The following is a 19,255-nucleotide window of genomic DNA, read 5'->3' on the forward strand; positions in this document are numbered from 1 at the left end:
GTATGAACTAGAGTTGGCGTGCCACTTCTTCAACTTCGAAGCATTCAATCTGATCACCTTCTTGAATGTTATCGTAGTTTTCAAAGGCCATACCGCATTCATAGCCTTCGCGCACTTCCTTGACTTCGTCCTTCATGCGCTTAAGGGTCTTGAGCATACCTTCATGGATAACCACGCTGTCACGCAGCAAGCGAACCTTCGCGCCGCGCTTAACGATACCTTCGGTAACCTTACAGCCTGCAACCTTACCGGCTTTGGTGATGTTGAAGACTTGAAGGATGGAAGCATAGCCAAGGAACTTCTCGCGCAGATCAGGGGCGAGGAGGCCGGAGAGCATGCCCTTCACGTCATCCAAGATGTTATAGATGATGGAATAGTAACGGATATCAACCGCATCACGTTTGGCCAAATCACGGGCTTGCGGGTTTGCGCGCACGTTAAAGCCAATGATAAGCGCATTAGATGCTTTCGCCAAAATCACATCGGATTCTGAGATTGCACCTACTGTCGCATCAAGAACCTTCACCTTCACTTCGGTGCTGTCGCCGGCAAGTTTATCCAGCGCGCCGCGAATAGCTTCAACCGAGCCCTGCACGTCACCTTTGATAAGCACTGGAACTTCCTTTGCCACACCTTCACGGATGTTGGTGAACATTTCTTCCAAGGAAGACTTGGTCGCGCTGGCCACTTGTTTGGAAGCCAGTTTGCGGCGTTTACGGAAATCGGTGATTTCACGTGCGCGCGCTTCGCTTGCAACTACCACAAAGTCATCGCCGGCTAATGGCACACCGCCAAGACCCAATACTTCAACCGGCTGCGCTGGCATCGCTTCATCAAGGTTCTTGCCATGGTCATTCACAATTGCGCGAACGCGGCCTTGTTCAATGCCTGATACAACAATATCACCGGTGCGCAAAGTGCCCTGTTGCACAAGAATGGTTGCAACCGCGCCGCGGCCCTTATCCATCTGCGCTTCAATCACCACGCCTTTGCAGGTGCGGTTGGGGTTTGCCTTCAAATCCAATACTTCAGCTTGGAGGAGAACGGTTTCAAGAAGCTTATCAAGGTTTTTGCCCGTCTTAGCGGATACTTCCACAGACAGCGTTTCGCCGCCCATTTCTTCAACCTGTACGTCATATTGCAAAAGGCCCTGGCGAACGCGGTTGGCATCTGCGGTTGGCAAATCTGCCTTGTTGATGGCAACGATGATAGGAACATTCGCAGCCTTGGCATGCGTAATCGCTTCCACGGTTTGCGGCATTACGCCGTCATTGGCAGCAACAACCAGAATAACGATGTCAGTTACGTTTGCACCGCGTGCACGCATTTCGGTAAAGGCGGCGTGGCCCGGTGTATCGATGAAGGTGATTTTACCCTTTGGAATTTCGACCTGATACGCACCAATGTGCTGGGTAATACCGCCGCTTTCACGTGCAACCACATTGGTTTTACGGATTGCATCGAGCAACGAGGTTTTACCGTGGTCAACGTGGCCCATAATGGTCACGACAGGGGCGCGCGGCAGCAAATCTTCAGCTTTTTCTGCTGTTTGCTGATCAAGGCCGATTTCAACGTCAGCTTCGGCAACACGGGTGTAGCGGTGACCGAATTCCGATGCCACGAGTTCCGCGGTATCAGCATCAATCGTCTGGGTAATGGTTGCCATCACCCCAAGCTTCATCAATGATTTGATTACATCGCCCGCGCGTTCGGCCATGCGGTTGGCAAGTTCCTGAACGGTGATAAATTCAGGGATAACAATGTCGCGAACAATTTTGACTTGTTCCTTGCTCATCATCTGACGCATTTGCTTTTCGCGTGCACGGCGTGCGGATGCGAGTGAGCGCGTACGCTGCATCACTTCAACTTCGCCATCTGCCCCCGAAAGCTGGATTTGCGAAAGCATAACTTTACCGCTGTTGCGGCCTTTACCTGTATTCGTGTCACGTTTGGTTGGTGCGGCAGCGGGCGCAGCTACCTTGCCAGCTGTGCGGCGTTTATTGGCGCGTGGCGCATCATCTTCATCATCATCCGATGTGCGTTTCATGCCTTTTGGCAGGATTTGAGCGCGTTGAGGTTCTTCTTTCTTGCGCTTGCTTTCTTCTTCGATGCGCTTGGCTTCAATATCTTTGGCCTGCTGCTTTTCAAATTCCTGAATTTGACGCAGTTCTTCCAGTTCGCGGGCACGAAGCGTATCAGCCGACATACCGGATGATTTTTCGCGGGTAACAATATCGCCTGGGCGCGGGCCGGTTTGGGCAGTTGGCGGCGCATTGCGCATTTCTTCTTCGCGCTGTTTCTCATCATCAATTGCGCCGCGAAGGGCTTGAACGCGGGCCGCGCGTTCTTCATTGGTGAGGGTACGGATAACCGCGCTGCGTGAACGCCCTTGTTCGCTTAGCCCCACCAGTGTCTGGCCATTTGACGTGGTGGATGTGGTGGTTGGCGCAGTAGATGTTTGCGCTGGCTTCGTTTCGCCAGGAGCCGGGTCACGCTTGCGCTTGATTTCTACAGCAACGGTTTTGCTGCGACCATGCGTGAAACTCTGTTTAACAGTACCTACAACCGCAGCCGGTTCAACAGGAGCAGCGGTACCCTTGAGTTGAAGCTTGCCGCCAAGGCTGAGCTTCTTTCCTTCTTTAGGTTTTTCGTCTTTGGCTTCGTTGCTCATTTTCTGTTTTTTGCTTTCGGTTAGGTTACATGGCGTTAAACATCGTTTGCGGGTTGTGCTGTGCGATTACTTCTTCACTTCACCGTTTTCATCAAACCAGTGTGCGCGCGCAGCCATAATGATGTCATTCGCTTGACGTTCGTTCAGGTTGGTTTCGCCAACCAGTTCACGAAGTTCATCGCTAGCCAAATCTGCCAAGTCATCGCGGGTTTTAACGCCGCCTTCGCCCAGCTTGACCTTCATTTCAAGGGTCAGGCCGTTTAAAGACAGCAGGCTTTCATCAATACCCAGTTCTTTGATGCGTGCATTCATTTGTTCCGCCTTTTCGGTTAGCCAGTTCTTGGCGCGGCTTTGCAATTCAGCGGCAACATCGGCATCAAAGCCTTCGATGCTGGCGAGTTCGCCATCGGGTGCTTCGGCGATGTGTTCCACTTTCGTGTAGCCTTCGGCAACCAGCAAATGCGCAATCACATCATCCACATCGAGTGCTTCGATGAAGAGGGTGGAGCGAACACGCAATTCTTCCTGACGGCGTTCGGATTCTTCTTTTTCGGTCAGGATATCAATTGCCCAACCGGTGAGCATGGATGCCAAACGCACGTTTTGACCACGGCGGCCAATGGCTTGTGACAATTGTTCATCGGGTACCACAACTTCGATGCGTTGGTTTTCTTCATCGAGCACAACTTTGGAAACTTCGGCAGGTGCCAATGAGTTCACCACAAAGGTAGCGGGTTCAGGTGACCAGGGGATGATGTCGATCTTTTCGCCGCCCAGTTCAGCAACAACGGCTTGAACACGGCTGCCGCGCATACCAACGCATGCACCCACAGGGTCAATGGAATTATCGTTTGAAATCACGGCAATCTTTGCACGGCTGCCGGGGTCACGGGCTACAGACTTAATTTCAATCACGCCGTCATAGATTTCTGGAACTTCAGCAGTAAATAGTTTTGCCATGAACAATGGATGCGTACGTGACAAGAAAATTTGCGGGCCGCGTGTTTCTTCGCGCACGTCGTAGATGTATGCGCGTACACGGTCACCATTCTTGAGATGTTCGCGTGGCAGTAATTCATCGCGGCGAACAACCGCTTCCGCGCGGCCAAGGTCAACGGTCACATTGCCGAATTCAACACGCTTCACGATACCGTTTACCACTTCACCGATACGGTCACGGTATTCGCGGAATTGACGTGCGCGTTCTGCGTCACGAACCTTTTGCACGATAACCTGCTTTGCGGTCTGCGCGGCGATACGTCCAAAATCAATCGGGGGAAGGGTATCAACGAGGTAATCGCCAACCTTGACGTCTTGCTTAATCTTGCGGGCTGCATCGACCAAAATCTGGGTAAATTCGTTCTCGATCGCTTCGGCAACCTGCAAATAGCGCATCAGCTGGATTTCACCTGTTTTGCGGTCGATGCTGGCGCGGATATCATGTTCGGCGCCGTATTTGGAGCGGCCAGCCTTTTGAATGGCCTGTTCCATTGCTGCCAATACTTCATCGCGGTCGATGCTTTTTTCACGTGCTACGGCATCGGCTACTTGCAAAATCTCGGTCATCGTTATCCTCTTTCGTTACTTCAACTAACTAATCTAAAATTTTGTTTCTAAACGGTTTCTCGTTGTTCGCTGTTCTTTAGTGCTGCTTTCATCAACGCATCATTCATCACCAGTTTGGCTTGATCGATGGTATCAAAAGGCAGGGTTACCTTAGCTGGCGCTTCGCCTTTTTTCTCAGGCATGATTTCGATGGCGACATCTTTGCCTTCAACGCCAAGTACAATCCCACGGAAATTACGGCGGCCATCGCGTGGTGCGGCCAGCTGAACCTTTGCTTCAAATCCAGCAAAACGCTGGAAATCCTTGAGGCGGGTTAATGGGCGGTCAATCCCGGGGGAGCTAACTTCAAGGCTGTAAGCCGATGAAATAGGATCTGCCACATCCAATTGCGCAGAAACAGTGTGGCTGATGGTTTCGCAATCATCCACGGTTATGGTCGCGCCATCTTGACGTTCGGCCATGATTTGCAGCGTTTGATTAGCCTTGCCGCCGGAGATATGCACGCGCACCAACTCATACCCCATGGATTCTAGGGTGGGTGTAATAAGCTCTGCAATTTTATCCGTTACAGCCATGTCGTTTCTCAAAAACCGTTTAGGCAATAAAAAAGGCGGGCTCTTTTGAAGCCCACCTCATCATTTCTATGACGGGTATTTATATGTTGAAGCGACAATATCAGGCACTTATGCCATTTGCAAGAGGGGATGTGCAGTTTAACCCCTTGAACTACTGGGTATTTCATCATTTTTGGCTGTTTTTTTGCTGATTCCGCAAAATGCGGCCATCACCAGAAATATTTTTTATTTTTCTTATGCAACCTGCGGAACCTCTGGCTGTGTACGGGCAGCCATGCGCAGCGGATAATAGGGCGTGCGGTTGGTATTATATTTCGAATAGACAGTCCACGTTAAATCACCCGTTTCAGGATCGGTGGTCAGGTTGATGCCCTTTGCGCCATGTTCATTCGTGGCATTGGCCAGTGTTGCCTGGATAAGAAGGCCGCGCGTTGCGGGGTTATCAAAAAATGCCAGAAATTTTTGGGATGCTTCATTACGGCCTGTTGCTTTTGAATAATCGCCGCCAGGCACATCAATGATAATCTGGTCTTTGCGTTCGCATAAATTCAGCGCCGCGATATGCACCGCAAGACCGTCGTTATAATCACTGCTTTTTATGGCTTGTTCACTCATGCCAAAACCGTATCAGGTTTTTTTGAGGAGCGGATTCAGGTTTTTAGTTTCAGCCTATTTGCGAATAAAAACGTAGTATTCCGGGCCCTTCCAGTTGGGGCGTTTTTTGGCGAGTTCCTTAATTTCATAGCGCGTGGCGGGCCAGTCATTCAGCCGTGTTTTGCGCATGCCGTTTTCGGTATCAGGTGCAGGCATAAAATCAGCCGTAGCGCGCATATGTTCCAGCATATATTCCTGCAGCGTTGGATCATCACTTGCCACGCGCAATTGCGCGCCGGATTTCATGATGCGCGCAAGCTTGGGAAGGTTTTCCGGGCCGATGAAACGGCGATTGGCATGACGGTTTTTTGGCCAAGGATCAGGGAATAAAACAAAAACGCGTGAAATGGAATGTTCAGGTAGTGCGTCGATGATGATGCGCGCGTCATCATCCCAGACACGAATGTTTTCAATTTTGCCTTCATCGATGTGTTTTAAAAGACTGGCGACCGCATTCACATAAGGTTCGCAGCCGATCATACCGATATGCGGGTTCTCTTTTGCTTGCCATGCCAGATGTTCACCGCCGCCAAAGCCAACTTCGAGCCAGATGTCTTTGCCAGCAAAATAGTCAGCAGGATTTGGTTGTTGTTCCAGATTAATCTCGATCCGTGGCAACAGCGTTTGCATCAATGCTGTCTTGCCCGTGCGAAGCGGGCGGCCTTTGCGCCGCCCGTGTAATATATAACTAGCCTTTTCGAAGAAGGGCGGCATTCTTAAAGTTTGAAGGCACGCTTCAAATCTGCTGCGATGTCGGTCTTTTCCCAGCTGAATGAACCATCTTCGCCTGGGGTGCGGCCAAAGTGGCCATAGGCAGCAGTCTTTGCATAAATCGGACGGTTGAGGTTTAAGTATTCGCGGATACGGCGCGGGGTGAGCGGTACGATTTCCTGTAATACTTTGGAAATTTGTGCTTCATCCGCCTTACCTGTGCCATGCGTATTGATGTAAACCGCAATCGGGTGGGATACGCCAATCGCGTAAGCAATTTGAATGGTGCATTTATCAGCTAATCCCGCAGCAACCACATTCTTTGCCAGATAACGTGCAACATAAGCAGCGGAACGATCCACCTTGGTGGGATCCTTACCGGAGAATGCACCGCCGCCATGGGGCGCTGCGCCGCCATAGGTATCAACGATAATTTTACGGCCTGTTAAACCTGTATCACCATCCGGGCCGCCAATCACGAAGCGACCAGTTGGATTGACGTAGAAATTCTTGTCATCACACATCCAGCCTTCGGGCAGCACTTTTTCAACATAAGGGCGGACGAGCTGGCGAACCGTATCGGTATCTACCTTTTCACTGTGCTGGTGGGATACCACGATGGAGTGTGCACGCACCGGTTTACCATCAACATATTCCAATGTTACTTGGCTTTTTGCATCAGGACCAAGCTGCGGTAATTTACCGGAATGACGGGCATCGGAAAGGCCGCGCAGAATATTATGTGCATACATAATCGGCGCAGGCATGAGCTCCGGTGTTTCATTGCACGCATAACCGAACATGATGCCTTGGTCGCCTGCGCCTTCATCTTTATTGTCTTTTGCGTCAACGCCTACGGCGATGTCTTCGGATTGGGCATGAACCAGCACATCGATATTCACCCATTGCCAGTGGAAGCCACGTTGTGCGTAACCAATGTCGCGGATGGCTTCGCGTGCGACGGTTTGCATATCAAGTGGCGTAACACTTTCTGGCCCGCGAACTTCGCCCGCCAAGGTTACATGGTTGGTGGTCGCCAATGTTTCAACGGCGATGCGTGAATAAGGGTCTGCCTTAAGTAGCAAATCAACGATGGTATCGGAAATGCGGTCGCACACCTTATCGGGGTGGCCTTCGGAAACAGATTCACTGGTAAAGAGATAGTTTTTCATTTGCGTTGAATGCTCAAAAGGAAGGGAAGGTAGAAAAAAGGTAGCAGGGCGCTGATATTAGAAAACCCAGCTAAAAGCGCAAGGGAAAGAATGTAATGGCGCGGAGCTTATGCTTCATCCGACATGGCGCGGATCAAATCGAGGATTTTTTTGCGTTTCTTGGGGTCCTCGATACGGTAATAAGAGCGCACCAAATCGGCCGTTTCACGGCTTGCCATGTCGATTTTTGCGGCGTCATCCAACCCATCAATCGCATCTTGACCAGATTCTCCCATGCCGGGAACGGATGGCTGTTCGATGTCTAATTGTTCAAAAAAATAATTCACAGGAACTTTTAGTGCCTGCGCGATTTCATGTAACCGGCTCGCGCTGATACGGTTAGCGCCATGTTCATATTTTTGTACCTGCTGGAAGGTAAGGCCGACAAGGCTGGCCAATTTTTCCTGTGTCAAATTCAGGCTTAGACGGCGCATACGCAACCGATTGCCTACATGCAAATCGGTTGGGTGAATATCATTATGCTGATCTTGGCGCAGCGGCGAAGCCATAAAACTAAAACCTGTTTTAAAAAAACTTGGTTACGATTGTATGCAATTGTGAGATACACAAAACATATATTCGTATGCAACCGTAATTGCAACGAATTAGCAAGGTTTAAATTATTTTCGCGAAAGATGTTTAAAAGAAGTGCTGAAGTTTTGTGAAATATGGTGCGGTTTCCAAAGCTTTGGGTAATGCGCTATCGATAATACCACTTTTATTCAAATCGAGTGATGTGATGATGCGCCCCAGCGGGTCAACCACGGCGCTAACGCCGGAATTGGCAACACGGATAAGCGGAATGCCTTCTTCAATTGCACGCACCCGTGCCATGGCAAGATGCTGGTATGGGCCAGAAGTATTGCCAAACCATGCGTCGTTGGTTACTTGTAGCAATAGTTGAGGCCTGTCATTCTCATCAACCAATTGTCCGCTGAAAATCGCTTCATAACAAATCATTGTACTAAAGGGTGGCAGACCTGGCGCGCGTAATGTTTTGGCGCCTGTACCCGGCGTGAAATCCCCGCTGCCAATTACATCGACAGCTACTGGAACGGTTTGCAGAATGTTGCGTAAAGGAACGAACTCCCCGAAGGGAACAAGGTGTGATTTATCATAGCTGCCGATAATGCTTCCTTTATCATTCATGACAACCAGTGAATTGAAATATTTGCGCTGCCCGTTTTCAATCACACGTGACGCGCTGCCTGTTAAAATCGCACCGCCCTTTGGTACCACGGGTTTAAGCTCAAGCCGCGCTGCTGCATCTTCATTCAAGAAAAACGGCGATGCAGTTTCTGGCCATATAATATGAGTAATAGGCTTCTCGGCAGGCTGCGCCGACATGCGGATGATTTTAGCAAGCGCAGCAACGCGCTGATCATGGGTTTTGCGTTCGCTTTGTTCAATCGCAGGCTGAACAAGCCGCAACATGACCTTGTCATGATAGATGGTTTGGTTGGTTTCAAGACGTTGCACGCCCCATAGAGCTAGGCCTGAAAATACCATGCCGATAGCGGTTAGCGTGATGATGGCCGGTTTATCAAGTGGCTTGAAAACGAAACTGAATGACGCCGCCGCCAAAAGCGTGAGCAAGGTAAGACCTTTAATTCCAAACAGACTTGCGCTTTGAATAATCGGCAATGTATCTGCCCAGATATAGCCGAATAAATTCCATGGAAAACCGCCCCAAAGCCAGCCGCGATTATGTTCGCATAGCGCGAGGACAACGCACAGTGCGATGAGGTGAATAACCGGTTTGGTGCGCAGCCGATAAACCGCGCAACATGCGGCACCAAAAATCAAGCCAAGATAGGCGGGAAGCGCCAGCAGAGAAAATGGCAGAACCCATAGATAGCGTGTAATGTCGATGAAGAGTGATGCTGAAATCCAGTAAAGCCCCGCAAGATGAAATCCGACCGCCCAGCACCAGGCAGCGATAAAACATTGTTTCAGGCTAGTGGTAGAAATAAGCAGCGTTACAAAGCCGCCAAATCCAACAAAAAACAGGATCGGCCATGAAAGGGGCGGCAGCGCGAAGGCGCTTAGGGTGCCAAGCGCAACGCATAAACTATTTTTATGAAGAGGGCGAAGCTGCGTGAGCTTAGTTACAAACTGATAGAACGTATCGATATTAAAAAAAGTTGGCACGCTACACGCTTGCCTTTAGTGGTGCAGTAGCGTTATCTAACACGTTTTCGTTTTTGGGCAGATTGTGCACACGAAGACGTTTGATGCGCCGCGTATCTGCATCGAGCACTTCAAACGAAATACCTGATGCATGGCGAAGGGTTTCACCTTTCAATGGCACGCGGCCAGCAAGCGTGAAGACCAGACCGCCTAGCGTATCAATCGCCTGACGTTCATCTTCTTTCAATATATTACCAATTTGTTCTTCAAATGCATCAACGGGCATGCGTGCATCAACCACGATGCTGCCATCTGCCCTGCGTTGCAATTGAATGACGTTGGCGGGATCATCATGTTCATCGTCAATATCGCCAACAATTTCTTCAACCACATCTTCAATCGTGACAAGGCCATCAATTCCGCCGAATTCATCAACAACTAATGCCATATGCTGGCGTTTTTGTCGCATTTGCAACAAAAGGCGCGTTACCGGCATGGAAGGCGGAACGAATAGCAGTTTGCGCAAAATATCAGGAATCAAAACCGGTTTTTCATCAACAAGACCTGCAGTTACATCCTTGATGTGTACAAATCCGATGACATCATCCAGCGTTTTACGAAAAACAGGCACGCGGCTATGCCCGCTTTTGGCCATGACCGCCGCCAGTTTTTTTAGCGGGGTTGTTTCGTCAGCCGCGAAAATATCGGCGCGCGGTATCATAATATCAGAAACCCGGCGATCGCGTGCATTCAGCAAATTGGTAAGCAGTTCTTTTTCGCCGGTATTGGAACCCGGAGCGCCTTCCGGTTCCTCCATAATTTCTTCGACGGCTTCAATAATCGCTACTTCTTCACGCTTTTTGGAAATGAAGGAGCGAATGCTCTCAAATGCGTTGCCTAGCCAAGACGGCTGTGTTTCGTCGGCGTCGGGCGGTGTTTGAGGGGTTGGAGAAGGGGAAGAATTAGGCGAATTACCATCAATCATATTTATTTCTTCTTGCGCTCTCTTTTTGGCTCATCAATCACGTAAGGGTCGTCAATACCAAGGCCAGCCAGAATAACTTTTTCAAGTGTTTCCATGCGAAGGCTTTCGGTATTGTTCATGTGGTCATATCCTAACAGATGCAGGACGCCATGCACAACTAGATGAATAAGATGATGATTTAGTGGCTTTTTTAGCTTTAACGCTTCGCTAACGATAACTGTTTTGCATAAAATGATATCGCCCAAATAAATCGTTTGTTTTGCAGATGGTTTTAATTTTTTTAACTCTGCGGGTGTGAATTGCGGGAAGGAAAGCACATTGGTTGGCTTTTTCTTGCCTCTGAAATCATGGTTCAAAGATTGAATGGTTTTCGCAGGCACAAACGCCAATGCCGCTTCGAAGGATTTTTTATCGAATCCCAGGTGTTTAGATAATTGCGCAGTAATTTTTTTGAGCTGGGCAGGAGGCAATAATCTTTGGTCGGCGGCCTTTGCATTCAACGTAAGCACAAGCATTAAACGATAACCCTTTCAAGGCTATTGGTAGTCACTTTTTCAACCTTTACATTCACGGTTTGACCAAACATGCCTTTTCCATTCTGCACATAGAGTGATTGCATGTGCGGGGTGCGGCCCAATAATTGCCCATCCAGCTTGCCATGCCGGTCAAACAGGACGGGAACGGTTTTGCCGATAAATCGTTCATTAAAGCTGCGTTGCTGTGCGAACAGCAATTCCTGTAATACGGCCAATCGCGCAGTTTTTATATCTTCCGGAATTTGGCCAGCCATCTTTGCGGCGGGTGTGCCGGGCCGCTCGCTATACTTGAATGAATAAGCCTGCGCGAAATTTACATCGCGGATGAGTTGCAGTGTTGCTTCAAAATCTTTATCGCTTTCGTTGGGGAAGCCCACAATAAAATCGGATGAGAAAGCGATATCGGGATTTGCTGCGCGCGTTTTTTCAATAATACGCATGTAATCGTCGCGGGTATGCTTGCGGTTCATCGCTTCCAGCATGATATTGCTACCGCTTTGCACTGGCAGGTGCATGAATGGCATCAATTGCGGAATGTCACGGTGCGCCGCGATGAGGGCTTCATCCATATCCTTGGGATGGGATGTCGTATAACGGATACGCTGAATATTTAACTTTGCAACGGCTTCAATCAATCGCCCCAAGCCCCAAGTGTCACCGTTTTCTGCTGCGCCGTGATATGCATTTACATTTTGGCCAAGCAGCGAAATTTCTTTTGCGCCGCTGTCAATCAGGCGTTGTGCTTCGGCAAGGATAGCGGATACAGGACGTGAATATTCCGCGCCGCGGGTGTAGGGCACAACACAGAAGGTGCAGAATTTATCGCAGCCTTCCTGCACCGATAAAAATGCCGATGGGCCTTGCCCGGTTGTTTCCATAGGAAGGTGGTCAAATTTTGATTCAGCCGGAAAATCGGTATCAATCACGCCGCCGCCGATTTGCCCCCCTTTACCGCGTATGGCTTTGGCCACCATTTCCGGCAAACGGTGATAGGTTTGCGGTCCAAACACCATATCGACATAAGGTGCGCGCGCCAGAATTTGCTCGCCTTCAGCTTGCGCAACGCATCCTGCCACGGCAATCATCTTCGGGCTGGTATCAGCCGCTTCTTTTTGCTGTTTGTGTAAGCGCCCAAGTTCGGAGAATATTTTTTCCGATGCTTTTTCACGGATATGGCAGGTATTTAGAATGACTAAATCAGCGCCTTGCGCATCATCGCTTAGGCTAAATCCAAGCGGGCTGAGGAGGTCAGCCATTTTGGTACTGTCATAGACATTCATTTGACAGCCCCATGTCATGATATGGAGTTTCTTGTCTTTTTTGATTGATGTTAAAGCGGCTTCTGTCATGGACAATGGTTTAGCCGACTGCTTTTGACAGCGGAAGGGTGGTTTTTACGCCTTCATCGTTAAAAATGCCGTATGGCCCATTTTCAACCTGTTTGCGGGCATATTCGCCCAGTTCCTTGCGGTCCTTAAAACGGCTGGCAAGGAATGGTTCATGGAAAGTAATGCCTACGCGTAGTCCGCTGGTTTTGAACACGGTCCATAAATGCGGCATCAACGTCATATCACCATACCATGCATAACGGTTTTGAATTCCATTCTTGCCATAACATGCAATCGATACAGGTTGGATCATCACATCAACATCATTCATATCGAGGACAGATTGCATCAGACCGCTTTTGAAAAATTTTACTTCACTGCCATTGGTGGATGTACCTTCAGGGAATAACACAATATTGCGTTGCTGGCGCATGACATCAATCATCGCAGCGCCTTGCTCGGCCGTGCCTTTTTTATTGCGGCGATCAATAAATAGAGTGCCTTGTAGCCGTGTTAGATAGCCAAATAAAGGCCAATCGGCCACTTCGGCCTTTGCCACAAAATAGGTTGGTATCACGCTGGCGATGCTGATGGTGTCTAGGTACGACATGTGATTGCACAAAAATAATGTCGGTACTGTTGTTGACATGGTACCTTGGGTTTCAATCCTCATGCCCAAAATATATTTCGTGAGTACTTTATGGAAATAGGTAGGTAAAATATTTTGAATGCGTAGTTTAAAAAACTTCACTGTAACCTGAATAGGCACACATATCGCAACCCACGTTAAAAAGGCCACGATGCGAAATACACCAAGAAAAGAGAGCAATACTTCTTGCATTAAATAATAGGATCGCGGTTTTTAAGTTCGTAATGGCGTGAATATTTTTGTGCAATCAAATCAGTTTTCACAATCACGCACACATCGGTCGTATTAAATTGTTCGTCAACCACGGCGCCATCGCCAACAAAGCCACCAAGGCGCAGATAACCCTTTAACAGCGGTGGTAGCAGGTTTAATGGCGCCATTTGCGCGAGACCTTTTTCAGGATCAACGTCGCTGGGGTCCATCAAGCGCATATCCACATAACGGTGTGGCAATGCGGTGGTGCGCAAATATGGCGCAGCAAGATGGTAGTAATAAAGATAGGTGAGGGGAACTGCGAGTGCTTTCGGGTCTGTGCCTGGCAAGCTTGCACAGCCAAACAAAATATCAATGCCGTAGGATGCGATGTAATCGGCAATACCACGCCACAGCAATTGCATGGTGGGGCGGTTACGGAACTCAAAGGCAACGCAGGAGCGACCGACTTCCAGAATTTCACCGGGATAGGCGATGAGACGGGAGATATCATATTCGCTGCTGGAGTAAAAACCACCATGGCGCTGCGCTGCGCCCCGGCGCACCAAACGGTAGGTTCCAATGACGTTAGGAGGCAAATCGCCCGTGCCGTGATCAATCACGATCAAATGGTCACAGAATTTATCAAGGCTGTCGAAATCCACTTTGCCTGCTGCCATTTCTGGCGTCGCTTTAGCGCCCATTTCCTCGTAGAATACCTTATAGCGCAGTTGCTGCGCAGCTAGTACTTCCTTGCTGTCTTGGGCGATGCGCACCTCGAGCCTTCCAAGGCGAAGCCCATGCGGGCCAAGTACAGATTGTTCATCAGAGTTCATTGCTTAATCCTATTTCAGCCGCACATCATAAGTGAAATGCGTTTTAGAAGCAAATCACGGCTTTATTCGGGCATAGGGTCAGGATGTGCCTTTGCTTTTCGTGCCAAGGCCAATATCTTTGGCAAGTTTGCTGCGTTCTTTGGCGTAGCTAGGCGCGGTCATGGGATAATCGGAAGGCAGGTTCCAGCGTTCACGGTACTGTTCCGGTGTCATGTTATAGGATGTTTGCAAATGCCGTTTCAGCATCTTTAGCTTTTTGCCATCTTCCAGACAAATAATGTATTCAGGCGTGACCGACTTCTTAATCGCAACAGCCGGTTCTGGTCTGTCAACCGAACTGAGTGTGCTGCTGGTCACGCCATCAAGCCGCAAGAAGCTGTGATAAACCTGCTGCACCAAATTTGGCAATTCGCTCATCTCAACTTTGTTGTTGGAAACATAGGATGCAACAACATCGGCAACAAGGCGTGCTAAATCGGGCTTTTGATTAATCATGAGACTATTTGAAAAAAGTGAGGCGCAGATTAATAGCGCAATTTTTTTCAAAAGCAATCACAAAAAAATTAAGGTGATTTATGAATGTGTTGAGATGTGGGCAACTTTTTGTTCATCACAAAACCATCAATTGCTTTTTGCGCATGGCCTATTGGCATCTGATAATAGCCAATTCGTTTTGAAACAATTTCAAACCCATGCGATAGATAAAAATCAATTGCGGCTTGGTTGGTCACCATCACTTCCAAAAAAATATTCTGCGGCATTTGCTGTGTGATGAATGTGTTCAATAGCTGTGATGCAACGCCGTTGCGGCGCGCATCAGGCAGTACGGCAAGGGTTAGGATTTCGCCTTCGCCGGCTACATTTCGTGCGATGATAAAGCCAACGGGCGCCTGATTAATACTTATGCCAAAGGCTTTGGTAAGCGGCTGATCCAGCAGCCCTTTAATGGCGCTGGCGCTCCAGCGTTGTGGTGCATCAAAGCTTTGGGCATGGACGTGTGCCATCCATGCGCTGTCAGCTGCACTGAGTTCGCTAACTTCAAACGATATGCTTGGGGATGTTGACATCAGCATCACGCAGATAAAGAGGTTGCGGCGGCATATCAGCATTGCCAGTCTCTTGTTCAACAAGCTCGCAAAGGTTTTTCATGAAATCGCTATCCGACAAATCAACCATATTGGCTTTTAATTCGGCTTTTAATTGCACAAGCGCCGCCGCGCCATTTCCAGTTATCGCATATGATACATCGCTCGGAAGGCTGTTTACCAAATTTTGCGCGGTGCTTAAAAAATAATCGCTTAGCTTTCCGTTTTTCAACCATGCGCAGAACAAATCTTCACGCTTGGACTCGCGGATAATCAGAACGGGCGCTGGTTGTTGGTTTAAGGCACGTGCAATAACCTTGAAATGATCAAAGCCATAAGCCTGTTTTCCACTCCCCAGCGCAAGCCCGCGAATAAAGGCAAGCCCAACGCGTAGGCCCGTAAAGCTGCCGGGGCCAATTGCGATGCCAAACCGGTCAATATCATTTACGTTAAGATTGTTTTCTTTCAGTAGTTCTTGAGTGAGCGGAGCAAGAATTTTGGCTTGGTCACGTTGCGTTTGAATTATGTTTTCAGATGCAAGCTTGCCATCAATTCGCAAGGTGACTGCGCAGCAATCGCCGCCTGTATCAATGGCCAGAATGTTCATTGCGTTTTGAGAAATTATTGGCCATTCGGAAATTCCGGATTATCAAGACCCGCAGCGCGGATGGTTTTAAACGCGTCGGTATAAGTCAGCAATGTTTTTAGGCTGAAATCAATGCGGCGGCGAATATAGCCATCGTTTTTATCAGCTTCTGTTGGGCCATTTAGTACATCATTCACTGTTTGCACCAGAACATGATCGGGTGTGTACACAATTCGCGTATTCTTATACCCGCTGGTGCGGAGTTCATTATTGGGATACGAACCGCCACGCCCAGCCGAGACAGCAACAATCATTGCAGGTTTGTGGCCCATATCCTTGGGACTACCATGCAGCATGAAGTTCTTTAAACCGGGGGGCACCATGCCAGCCCATTCAGGCGATACGATCACAAAACCATCTGCTTTTTGTACGCGCGGTGAGAAGGGTTGCCATGCTGCGGCTTTACCTGGCACATATCCACCATCGCCATCCCACATGGGCAAAGGGTTTTCAAAAAGGTCTAGAACATCGGTGGTAACGGATGCATCCAATTTTGCAATTGCTCCAGCAATGTAATCGGAAACTTTACGGGATTGGGATTTTGGGCGGTGTGATCCGCAGACGATAAGAATATGGCTCATGCGACTTGTCTCACTTCCTTTACTTCAGGGATATAGTGTTTAAGCATATTCTCAATACCTGACTTCAGCGTGGCGGTAGATGAAGGGCAGCCTGCGCAGGAGCCCTGCAAATTCAGATACACAATACCTTCTTCAAAGCGATTGAAGGTAATATCGCCGCCATCTTGGGCGACCGCAGGGCGCACGCGTGTTTCGATTAATTCGCGGATCTGCTTGATAACGTCGCTGTCATTTTCAGTGGGTGTTACGGCAGCCGGAGGCGCATCACTGTTCATCGTAGGAAGGCCGGATAAAAAGAAATCCATAATGGCGGCAAGCACATGGGGTTTCATGATGGACCAGTCTTTATCCGCCTTTTTAGTGATGGTAATGAAGTCGGAACCTAAAAAAACGCCTGCAACACCTTCTACTGCAAATAATCCCTTGGCTAGCGGGGATGCTGCCGCTTTATCCGCGCTGGTGAAGTCAGCAACGCCGGATGCCAGTACAGTTTGGCTAGGCAAAAATTTCAAAGTTGCGGGGTTAGGTGTTTGTTCGGTTTGAATGAACATGGTTTCTCCATCGATGAACTCTGCCAGTAAAGTGGTGCTAACTGCATCAGGCGTCAAGCGGCTTTGATGGGCTTTTTACTTATTCTTTATGTGACCGCACTCAATACTAAAAAACTGTGCGTTTTGCTTGAAAGCACTGAAAAAACTATCATCCGTGCCGGTAAGCCATGCCTGACTGCCAAGAGAGAGAAGCTGCCGGGCCAAGGCATCCCTGCGCATTTCATCAAGATGCGCGGTAATATCATCAAGCAAGATTAGCGGTATGGATTGATGAATAGCTGAAAGTAAACGTGCCTGAGCTAGCACCAGACTAATCAATAATGCTTTTTGTTCACCCGTTGAACACAAATGCGCGGGCATGTTTTTGGTCACATGATGCACTTCCAAGTCGGAACGGTGCGTTCCGGTCGTGGTGATACCGCTTGCAGCATCCATTTCACGGTTTTGCTTCAACATGGTTTTGAAAAGTGCTTCGGCGTCCAAAGCATCATGGCTTTCCAGATATTTTTCAAGAAAACCGTTAACAGTAACAGAAACGCGCGGGAAGGGATGGGGGTCATCATTCAAATGATGACAAATATGTTGTACCCAATCATTTCGCGCGGCGGCAATTGCAATGCCATCTTGTGCCATGCTGGTTTCCAATGCATTTAGCCATGCATCCTCCGTCACGTTATCGCGCAGCAGCCTTGCGCGTGAACGCATCGCTTCCTCGTATTTATTGATACGTGTCGAGTGTGCGGGGTCTAACGCAAAAACAAGACGGTCGGCAAAACGGCGACGTTCACCCGCGCTTTCGGCGAGTAGTCTGTCCATTTCCGGTGTCAGCCAAACAACATTCGCGTGGTCGGCAAGCGCGGTCTGACTTTTTGCTGTTTTGCCATCAATCCGTAAGAGTCTTCGTTCTTTTTCAGGGGTGCTTTCCGGATCGCGCCCCATGCCGATATTTACGTTGCCTTGTTTGCCGTTTAGTTCAAAAAAAGCGGACCATGGTTTGCCATCCGGCATATGGGTGTTGTGAAGTTCGGCAATGGCCGCACGGCGCAGGCCCCGGCCTGGGCTTAATAAACTAATTGCTTCCAGAATATTTGTTTTGCCCGCGCCATTTTCGCCAACCAGAATGACGGGCGCCACGTTCAATTCAAGATTGAGAGTATCGTAATTACGAAAAGCTTCGAGATGGAGGCGGTGGATTGCCTGCGCCGTCATTCGCCTTAAACACGCATCGGCATCAGCACATAAAGTGCGCTGGCATCCGACACATCTTGAACGATGGTAGGAGATGCTGCATCGGCCATGCTGAACCGCGCCCCTTCGCCTTCAATTTGTGAAAGGATGTCGAGCAGATAGCGGGCATTGAACCCGATTTCAATTGCTTCACCCTTATAGGAAACTTCCAGTTCTTCAACCGCGCTGCCAGCTTCGGGACTGCTTGCAGAAAGGGTGAGAAGGTTTTTCGAGAGGGCGATTTTGATCGCGCGGGATTTTTCAGATGAAATGGTCGCAACGCGGTCAACCGCATTGGCTAATACTTTGGCAGGAACTTCCAGAACCTTGTCATTACCTGTTGGAATAACGCGCTCGTAATCAGGGAAGGTTCCGTCAATCAGCTTGGAGGTCATCACCACATTATCAAAGCTGACACGTGCCTTGCTGGCGGAAAGGGCGATGGTAATGTCCGCTGTCGTTTCATCCAGTAGTTTGCGGATTTCAGCAACAGCTTTACGCGGCAGAATAACGCCAGACATAGCGCCCGCTTCACGCGGAGCAGGCATTTCCAGACGTGCCAAGCGATGACCATCGGTTGCAACAGCGCGCAGCACCGCCAAATCACCTTTGGTCTTGGTGGTATGGATGTATATACCGTTTAAATAATAACGCGTTTCTTCGACCGACATCGCAAAGCGTGTACGGTCAATCAATGTTTTGAAATCGGCAGATGATAGGGTGAAGCGATGTTGTAAATCGCCTTCCGACATGGTCGGGAAATCATCAACCGGCAAGCAGCCTAGTTTGAAGTTGGAGCGACCCGATGACAGCGACATTTGATTGCCGCTATCGGTTGCAGATAATTCCACCTGCGCGCCTTCAGGAAGTTTGCGCACAATGTCGTAAAGGGTGTGTGCGGGTGCGGTTTTGGAGCCGGGTTTTGAAACTTGCGCCGCGACCTTTTCGGTCATTTCCAAATCCATATCAGTGGCAACAAACGACACACCGTCTTTGTCTGCTCGGATAAGGACATTGGCAAGAATGGGGATAGTATTGCGCCGCTCTACCACACTTTGTACGTGACCAAGTGTTTTAAGGAGAACATTACGTTCCAGAACAACCTTCATGAGGGATCCAAT

The 19,255-nt window shown here is 49.0% G+C and carries 20 protein-coding genes; all 20 read right to left on the bottom strand.

The genetic code is table 11. The annotated features are described in order from the left end of the window. Positions 1-7: 7 nt before the first annotated feature. The 20 genes from infB to dnaN all read right to left on the bottom strand — a co-directional run bounded on the left by infB (position 8) and on the right by dnaN (position 19,243). The gene (gene infB / locus SFW65_01070; GenBank protein ID MDX1921707.1) at positions 8-2,671 is read right to left on the bottom strand and encodes a translation initiation factor IF-2; all 2,664 of its coding nucleotides are present in this window, start codon (positions 2,669-2,671) and stop codon (positions 8-10) included. A 66-nt stretch (positions 2,672-2,737) separates the two neighbouring features. Further along, positions 2,738-4,237 (bottom strand): transcription termination factor NusA, encoded by a 1,500-nt coding sequence (gene nusA, locus SFW65_01075; protein MDX1921708.1) that lies wholly within the window; start codon positions 4,235-4,237, stop codon positions 2,738-2,740. 47 nt (positions 4,238-4,284) lie between these two features. Then, on the bottom strand, positions 4,285-4,812 hold the full coding sequence (gene rimP, locus SFW65_01080) for a ribosome maturation factor RimP (GenBank protein MDX1921709.1): 528 nt from the start codon (positions 4,810-4,812) through the stop codon (positions 4,285-4,287). A gap of 234 nt (positions 4,813-5,046) precedes the next feature. Next, positions 5,047-5,427, bottom strand: a complete 381-nt coding sequence (locus SFW65_01085; GenBank protein MDX1921710.1) for a hypothetical protein — start codon at positions 5,425-5,427, stop codon at positions 5,047-5,049. 54 nt (positions 5,428-5,481) lie between these two features. Continuing rightward, positions 5,482-6,180, bottom strand: a complete 699-nt coding sequence (gene trmB, locus SFW65_01090) for a tRNA (guanosine(46)-N7)-methyltransferase TrmB (GenBank protein ID MDX1921711.1) — start codon at positions 6,178-6,180, stop codon at positions 5,482-5,484. 2 nt (positions 6,181-6,182) lie between these two features. Beyond that, complete coding sequence (gene metK, locus SFW65_01095; protein MDX1921712.1) at positions 6,183-7,349, bottom strand: methionine adenosyltransferase; 1,167 nt, start codon at positions 7,347-7,349, stop codon at positions 6,183-6,185. 107 nt (positions 7,350-7,456) lie between these two features. Further along, complete coding sequence (locus tag SFW65_01100; protein MDX1921713.1) at positions 7,457-7,897, bottom strand: helix-turn-helix transcriptional regulator; 441 nt, start codon at positions 7,895-7,897, stop codon at positions 7,457-7,459. 130 nt (positions 7,898-8,027) lie between these two features. Continuing rightward, complete coding sequence (gene lnt / locus SFW65_01105) at positions 8,028-9,539, bottom strand: apolipoprotein N-acyltransferase (GenBank protein ID MDX1921714.1); 1,512 nt, start codon at positions 9,537-9,539, stop codon at positions 8,028-8,030. A gap of 1 nt (position 9,540) precedes the next feature. After that, a complete protein-coding gene (locus SFW65_01110; protein ID MDX1921715.1) occupies positions 9,541-10,503 on the bottom strand; it encodes a hemolysin family protein in 963 nt (320 codons plus the stop codon). Positions 10,504-10,505: 2 nt separating this feature from the next. Next, positions 10,506-11,018 (bottom strand): rRNA maturation RNase YbeY, encoded by a 513-nt coding sequence (gene ybeY / locus SFW65_01115; GenBank protein ID MDX1921716.1) that lies wholly within the window; start codon positions 11,016-11,018, stop codon positions 10,506-10,508. Continuing rightward, entirely contained in the window at positions 11,018-12,388 is a 1,371-nt protein-coding gene (gene miaB, locus SFW65_01120; GenBank protein MDX1921717.1) for a tRNA (N6-isopentenyl adenosine(37)-C2)-methylthiotransferase MiaB, read from the bottom strand. Before miaB ends, ybeY begins: the two co-directional genes overlap by 1 nt. A gap of 10 nt (positions 12,389-12,398) precedes the next feature. Continuing rightward, a complete protein-coding gene (locus SFW65_01125) occupies positions 12,399-13,208 on the bottom strand; it encodes a lysophospholipid acyltransferase family protein (protein ID MDX1921718.1) in 810 nt (269 codons plus the stop codon). Next, entirely contained in the window at positions 13,208-14,044 is an 837-nt protein-coding gene (locus tag SFW65_01130; GenBank protein MDX1921719.1) for a GNAT family N-acyltransferase, read from the bottom strand. Before SFW65_01130 ends, SFW65_01125 begins: the two co-directional genes overlap by 1 nt. A 78-nt stretch (positions 14,045-14,122) precedes the next feature. Beyond that, the gene (locus SFW65_01135; protein ID MDX1921720.1) at positions 14,123-14,539 is read right to left on the bottom strand and encodes a MucR family transcriptional regulator; all 417 of its coding nucleotides are present in this window, start codon (positions 14,537-14,539) and stop codon (positions 14,123-14,125) included. A 68-nt stretch (positions 14,540-14,607) separates the two neighbouring features. After that, on the bottom strand, positions 14,608-15,111 hold the full coding sequence (locus SFW65_01140) for an N-acetyltransferase (GenBank protein MDX1921721.1): 504 nt from the start codon (positions 15,109-15,111) through the stop codon (positions 14,608-14,610). After that, on the bottom strand, positions 15,083-15,736 hold the full coding sequence (gene tsaB / locus SFW65_01145; GenBank protein ID MDX1921722.1) for a tRNA (adenosine(37)-N6)-threonylcarbamoyltransferase complex dimerization subunit type 1 TsaB: 654 nt from the start codon (positions 15,734-15,736) through the stop codon (positions 15,083-15,085). Before tsaB ends, SFW65_01140 begins: the two co-directional genes overlap by 29 nt. A gap of 14 nt (positions 15,737-15,750) precedes the next feature. After that, positions 15,751-16,356 (bottom strand): NAD(P)H-dependent oxidoreductase, encoded by a 606-nt coding sequence (locus SFW65_01150; protein ID MDX1921723.1) that lies wholly within the window; start codon positions 16,354-16,356, stop codon positions 15,751-15,753. Next, entirely contained in the window at positions 16,353-16,907 is a 555-nt protein-coding gene (locus SFW65_01155; GenBank protein ID MDX1921724.1) for a NifU family protein, read from the bottom strand. Before SFW65_01155 ends, SFW65_01150 begins: the two co-directional genes overlap by 4 nt. Positions 16,908-16,982: 75 nt before the next feature. Further along, positions 16,983-18,116, bottom strand: coding sequence for a DNA replication/repair protein RecF (gene recF, locus SFW65_01160; GenBank protein MDX1921725.1), 1,134 nt, complete (start codon positions 18,114-18,116; stop codon positions 16,983-16,985). A gap of 5 nt (positions 18,117-18,121) precedes the next feature. Then, complete coding sequence (gene dnaN / locus SFW65_01165) at positions 18,122-19,243, bottom strand: DNA polymerase III subunit beta (GenBank protein ID MDX1921726.1); 1,122 nt, start codon at positions 19,241-19,243, stop codon at positions 18,122-18,124. Positions 19,244-19,255 lie beyond the last annotated feature (12 nt).

Source organism: Alphaproteobacteria bacterium, from assembly GCA_033762625.1.
Taxonomy (GTDB): domain Bacteria; phylum Pseudomonadota; class Alphaproteobacteria; order UBA9219; family RGZA01; genus RGZA01.

What these genes read in the sequence shown, in the direction of transcription:
- infB (MDX1921707.1), bottom strand. Translation starts at nt 2,671, where the DNA reads ATGAGCAACGAAGCCAAAGACGAAAAACCTAAAGAAGGAAAGAAGCTC.
- nusA (MDX1921708.1), bottom strand. Translation starts at nt 4,237, where the DNA reads ATGACCGAGATTTTGCAAGTAGCCGATGCCGTAGCACGTGAAAAAAGC.
- rimP (MDX1921709.1), bottom strand. Translation starts at nt 4,812, where the DNA reads ATGGCTGTAACGGATAAAATTGCAGAGCTTATTACACCCACCCTAGAA.
- SFW65_01085 (MDX1921710.1), bottom strand. Translation starts at nt 5,427, where the DNA reads ATGAGTGAACAAGCCATAAAAAGCAGTGATTATAACGACGGTCTTGCG.
- trmB (MDX1921711.1), bottom strand. Translation starts at nt 6,180, where the DNA reads ATGCCGCCCTTCTTCGAAAAGGCTAGTTATATATTACACGGGCGGCGC.
- metK (MDX1921712.1), bottom strand. Translation starts at nt 7,349, where the DNA reads ATGAAAAACTATCTCTTTACCAGTGAATCTGTTTCCGAAGGCCACCCC.
- SFW65_01100 (MDX1921713.1), bottom strand. Translation starts at nt 7,897, where the DNA reads ATGGCTTCGCCGCTGCGCCAAGATCAGCATAATGATATTCACCCAACC.
- SFW65_01110 (MDX1921715.1), bottom strand. Translation starts at nt 10,503, where the DNA reads ATGATTGATGGTAATTCGCCTAATTCTTCCCCTTCTCCAACCCCTCAA.
- ybeY (MDX1921716.1), bottom strand. Translation starts at nt 11,018, where the DNA reads ATGCTTGTGCTTACGTTGAATGCAAAGGCCGCCGACCAAAGATTATTG.
- miaB (MDX1921717.1), bottom strand. Translation starts at nt 12,388, where the DNA reads ATGACAGAAGCCGCTTTAACATCAATCAAAAAAGACAAGAAACTCCAT.
- SFW65_01125 (MDX1921718.1), bottom strand. Translation starts at nt 13,208, where the DNA reads ATGCAAGAAGTATTGCTCTCTTTTCTTGGTGTATTTCGCATCGTGGCC.
- SFW65_01130 (MDX1921719.1), bottom strand. Translation starts at nt 14,044, where the DNA reads ATGAACTCTGATGAACAATCTGTACTTGGCCCGCATGGGCTTCGCCTT.
- SFW65_01135 (MDX1921720.1), bottom strand. Translation starts at nt 14,539, where the DNA reads ATGATTAATCAAAAGCCCGATTTAGCACGCCTTGTTGCCGATGTTGTT.
- SFW65_01140 (MDX1921721.1), bottom strand. Translation starts at nt 15,111, where the DNA reads ATGTCAACATCCCCAAGCATATCGTTTGAAGTTAGCGAACTCAGTGCA.
- tsaB (MDX1921722.1), bottom strand. Translation starts at nt 15,736, where the DNA reads ATGAACATTCTGGCCATTGATACAGGCGGCGATTGCTGCGCAGTCACC.
- SFW65_01150 (MDX1921723.1), bottom strand. Translation starts at nt 16,356, where the DNA reads ATGAGCCATATTCTTATCGTCTGCGGATCACACCGCCCAAAATCCCAA.
- SFW65_01155 (MDX1921724.1), bottom strand. Translation starts at nt 16,907, where the DNA reads ATGTTCATTCAAACCGAACAAACACCTAACCCCGCAACTTTGAAATTT.
- recF (MDX1921725.1), bottom strand. Translation starts at nt 18,116, where the DNA reads ATGACGGCGCAGGCAATCCACCGCCTCCATCTCGAAGCTTTTCGTAAT.
- dnaN (MDX1921726.1), bottom strand. Translation starts at nt 19,243, where the DNA reads ATGAAGGTTGTTCTGGAACGTAATGTTCTCCTTAAAACACTTGGTCAC.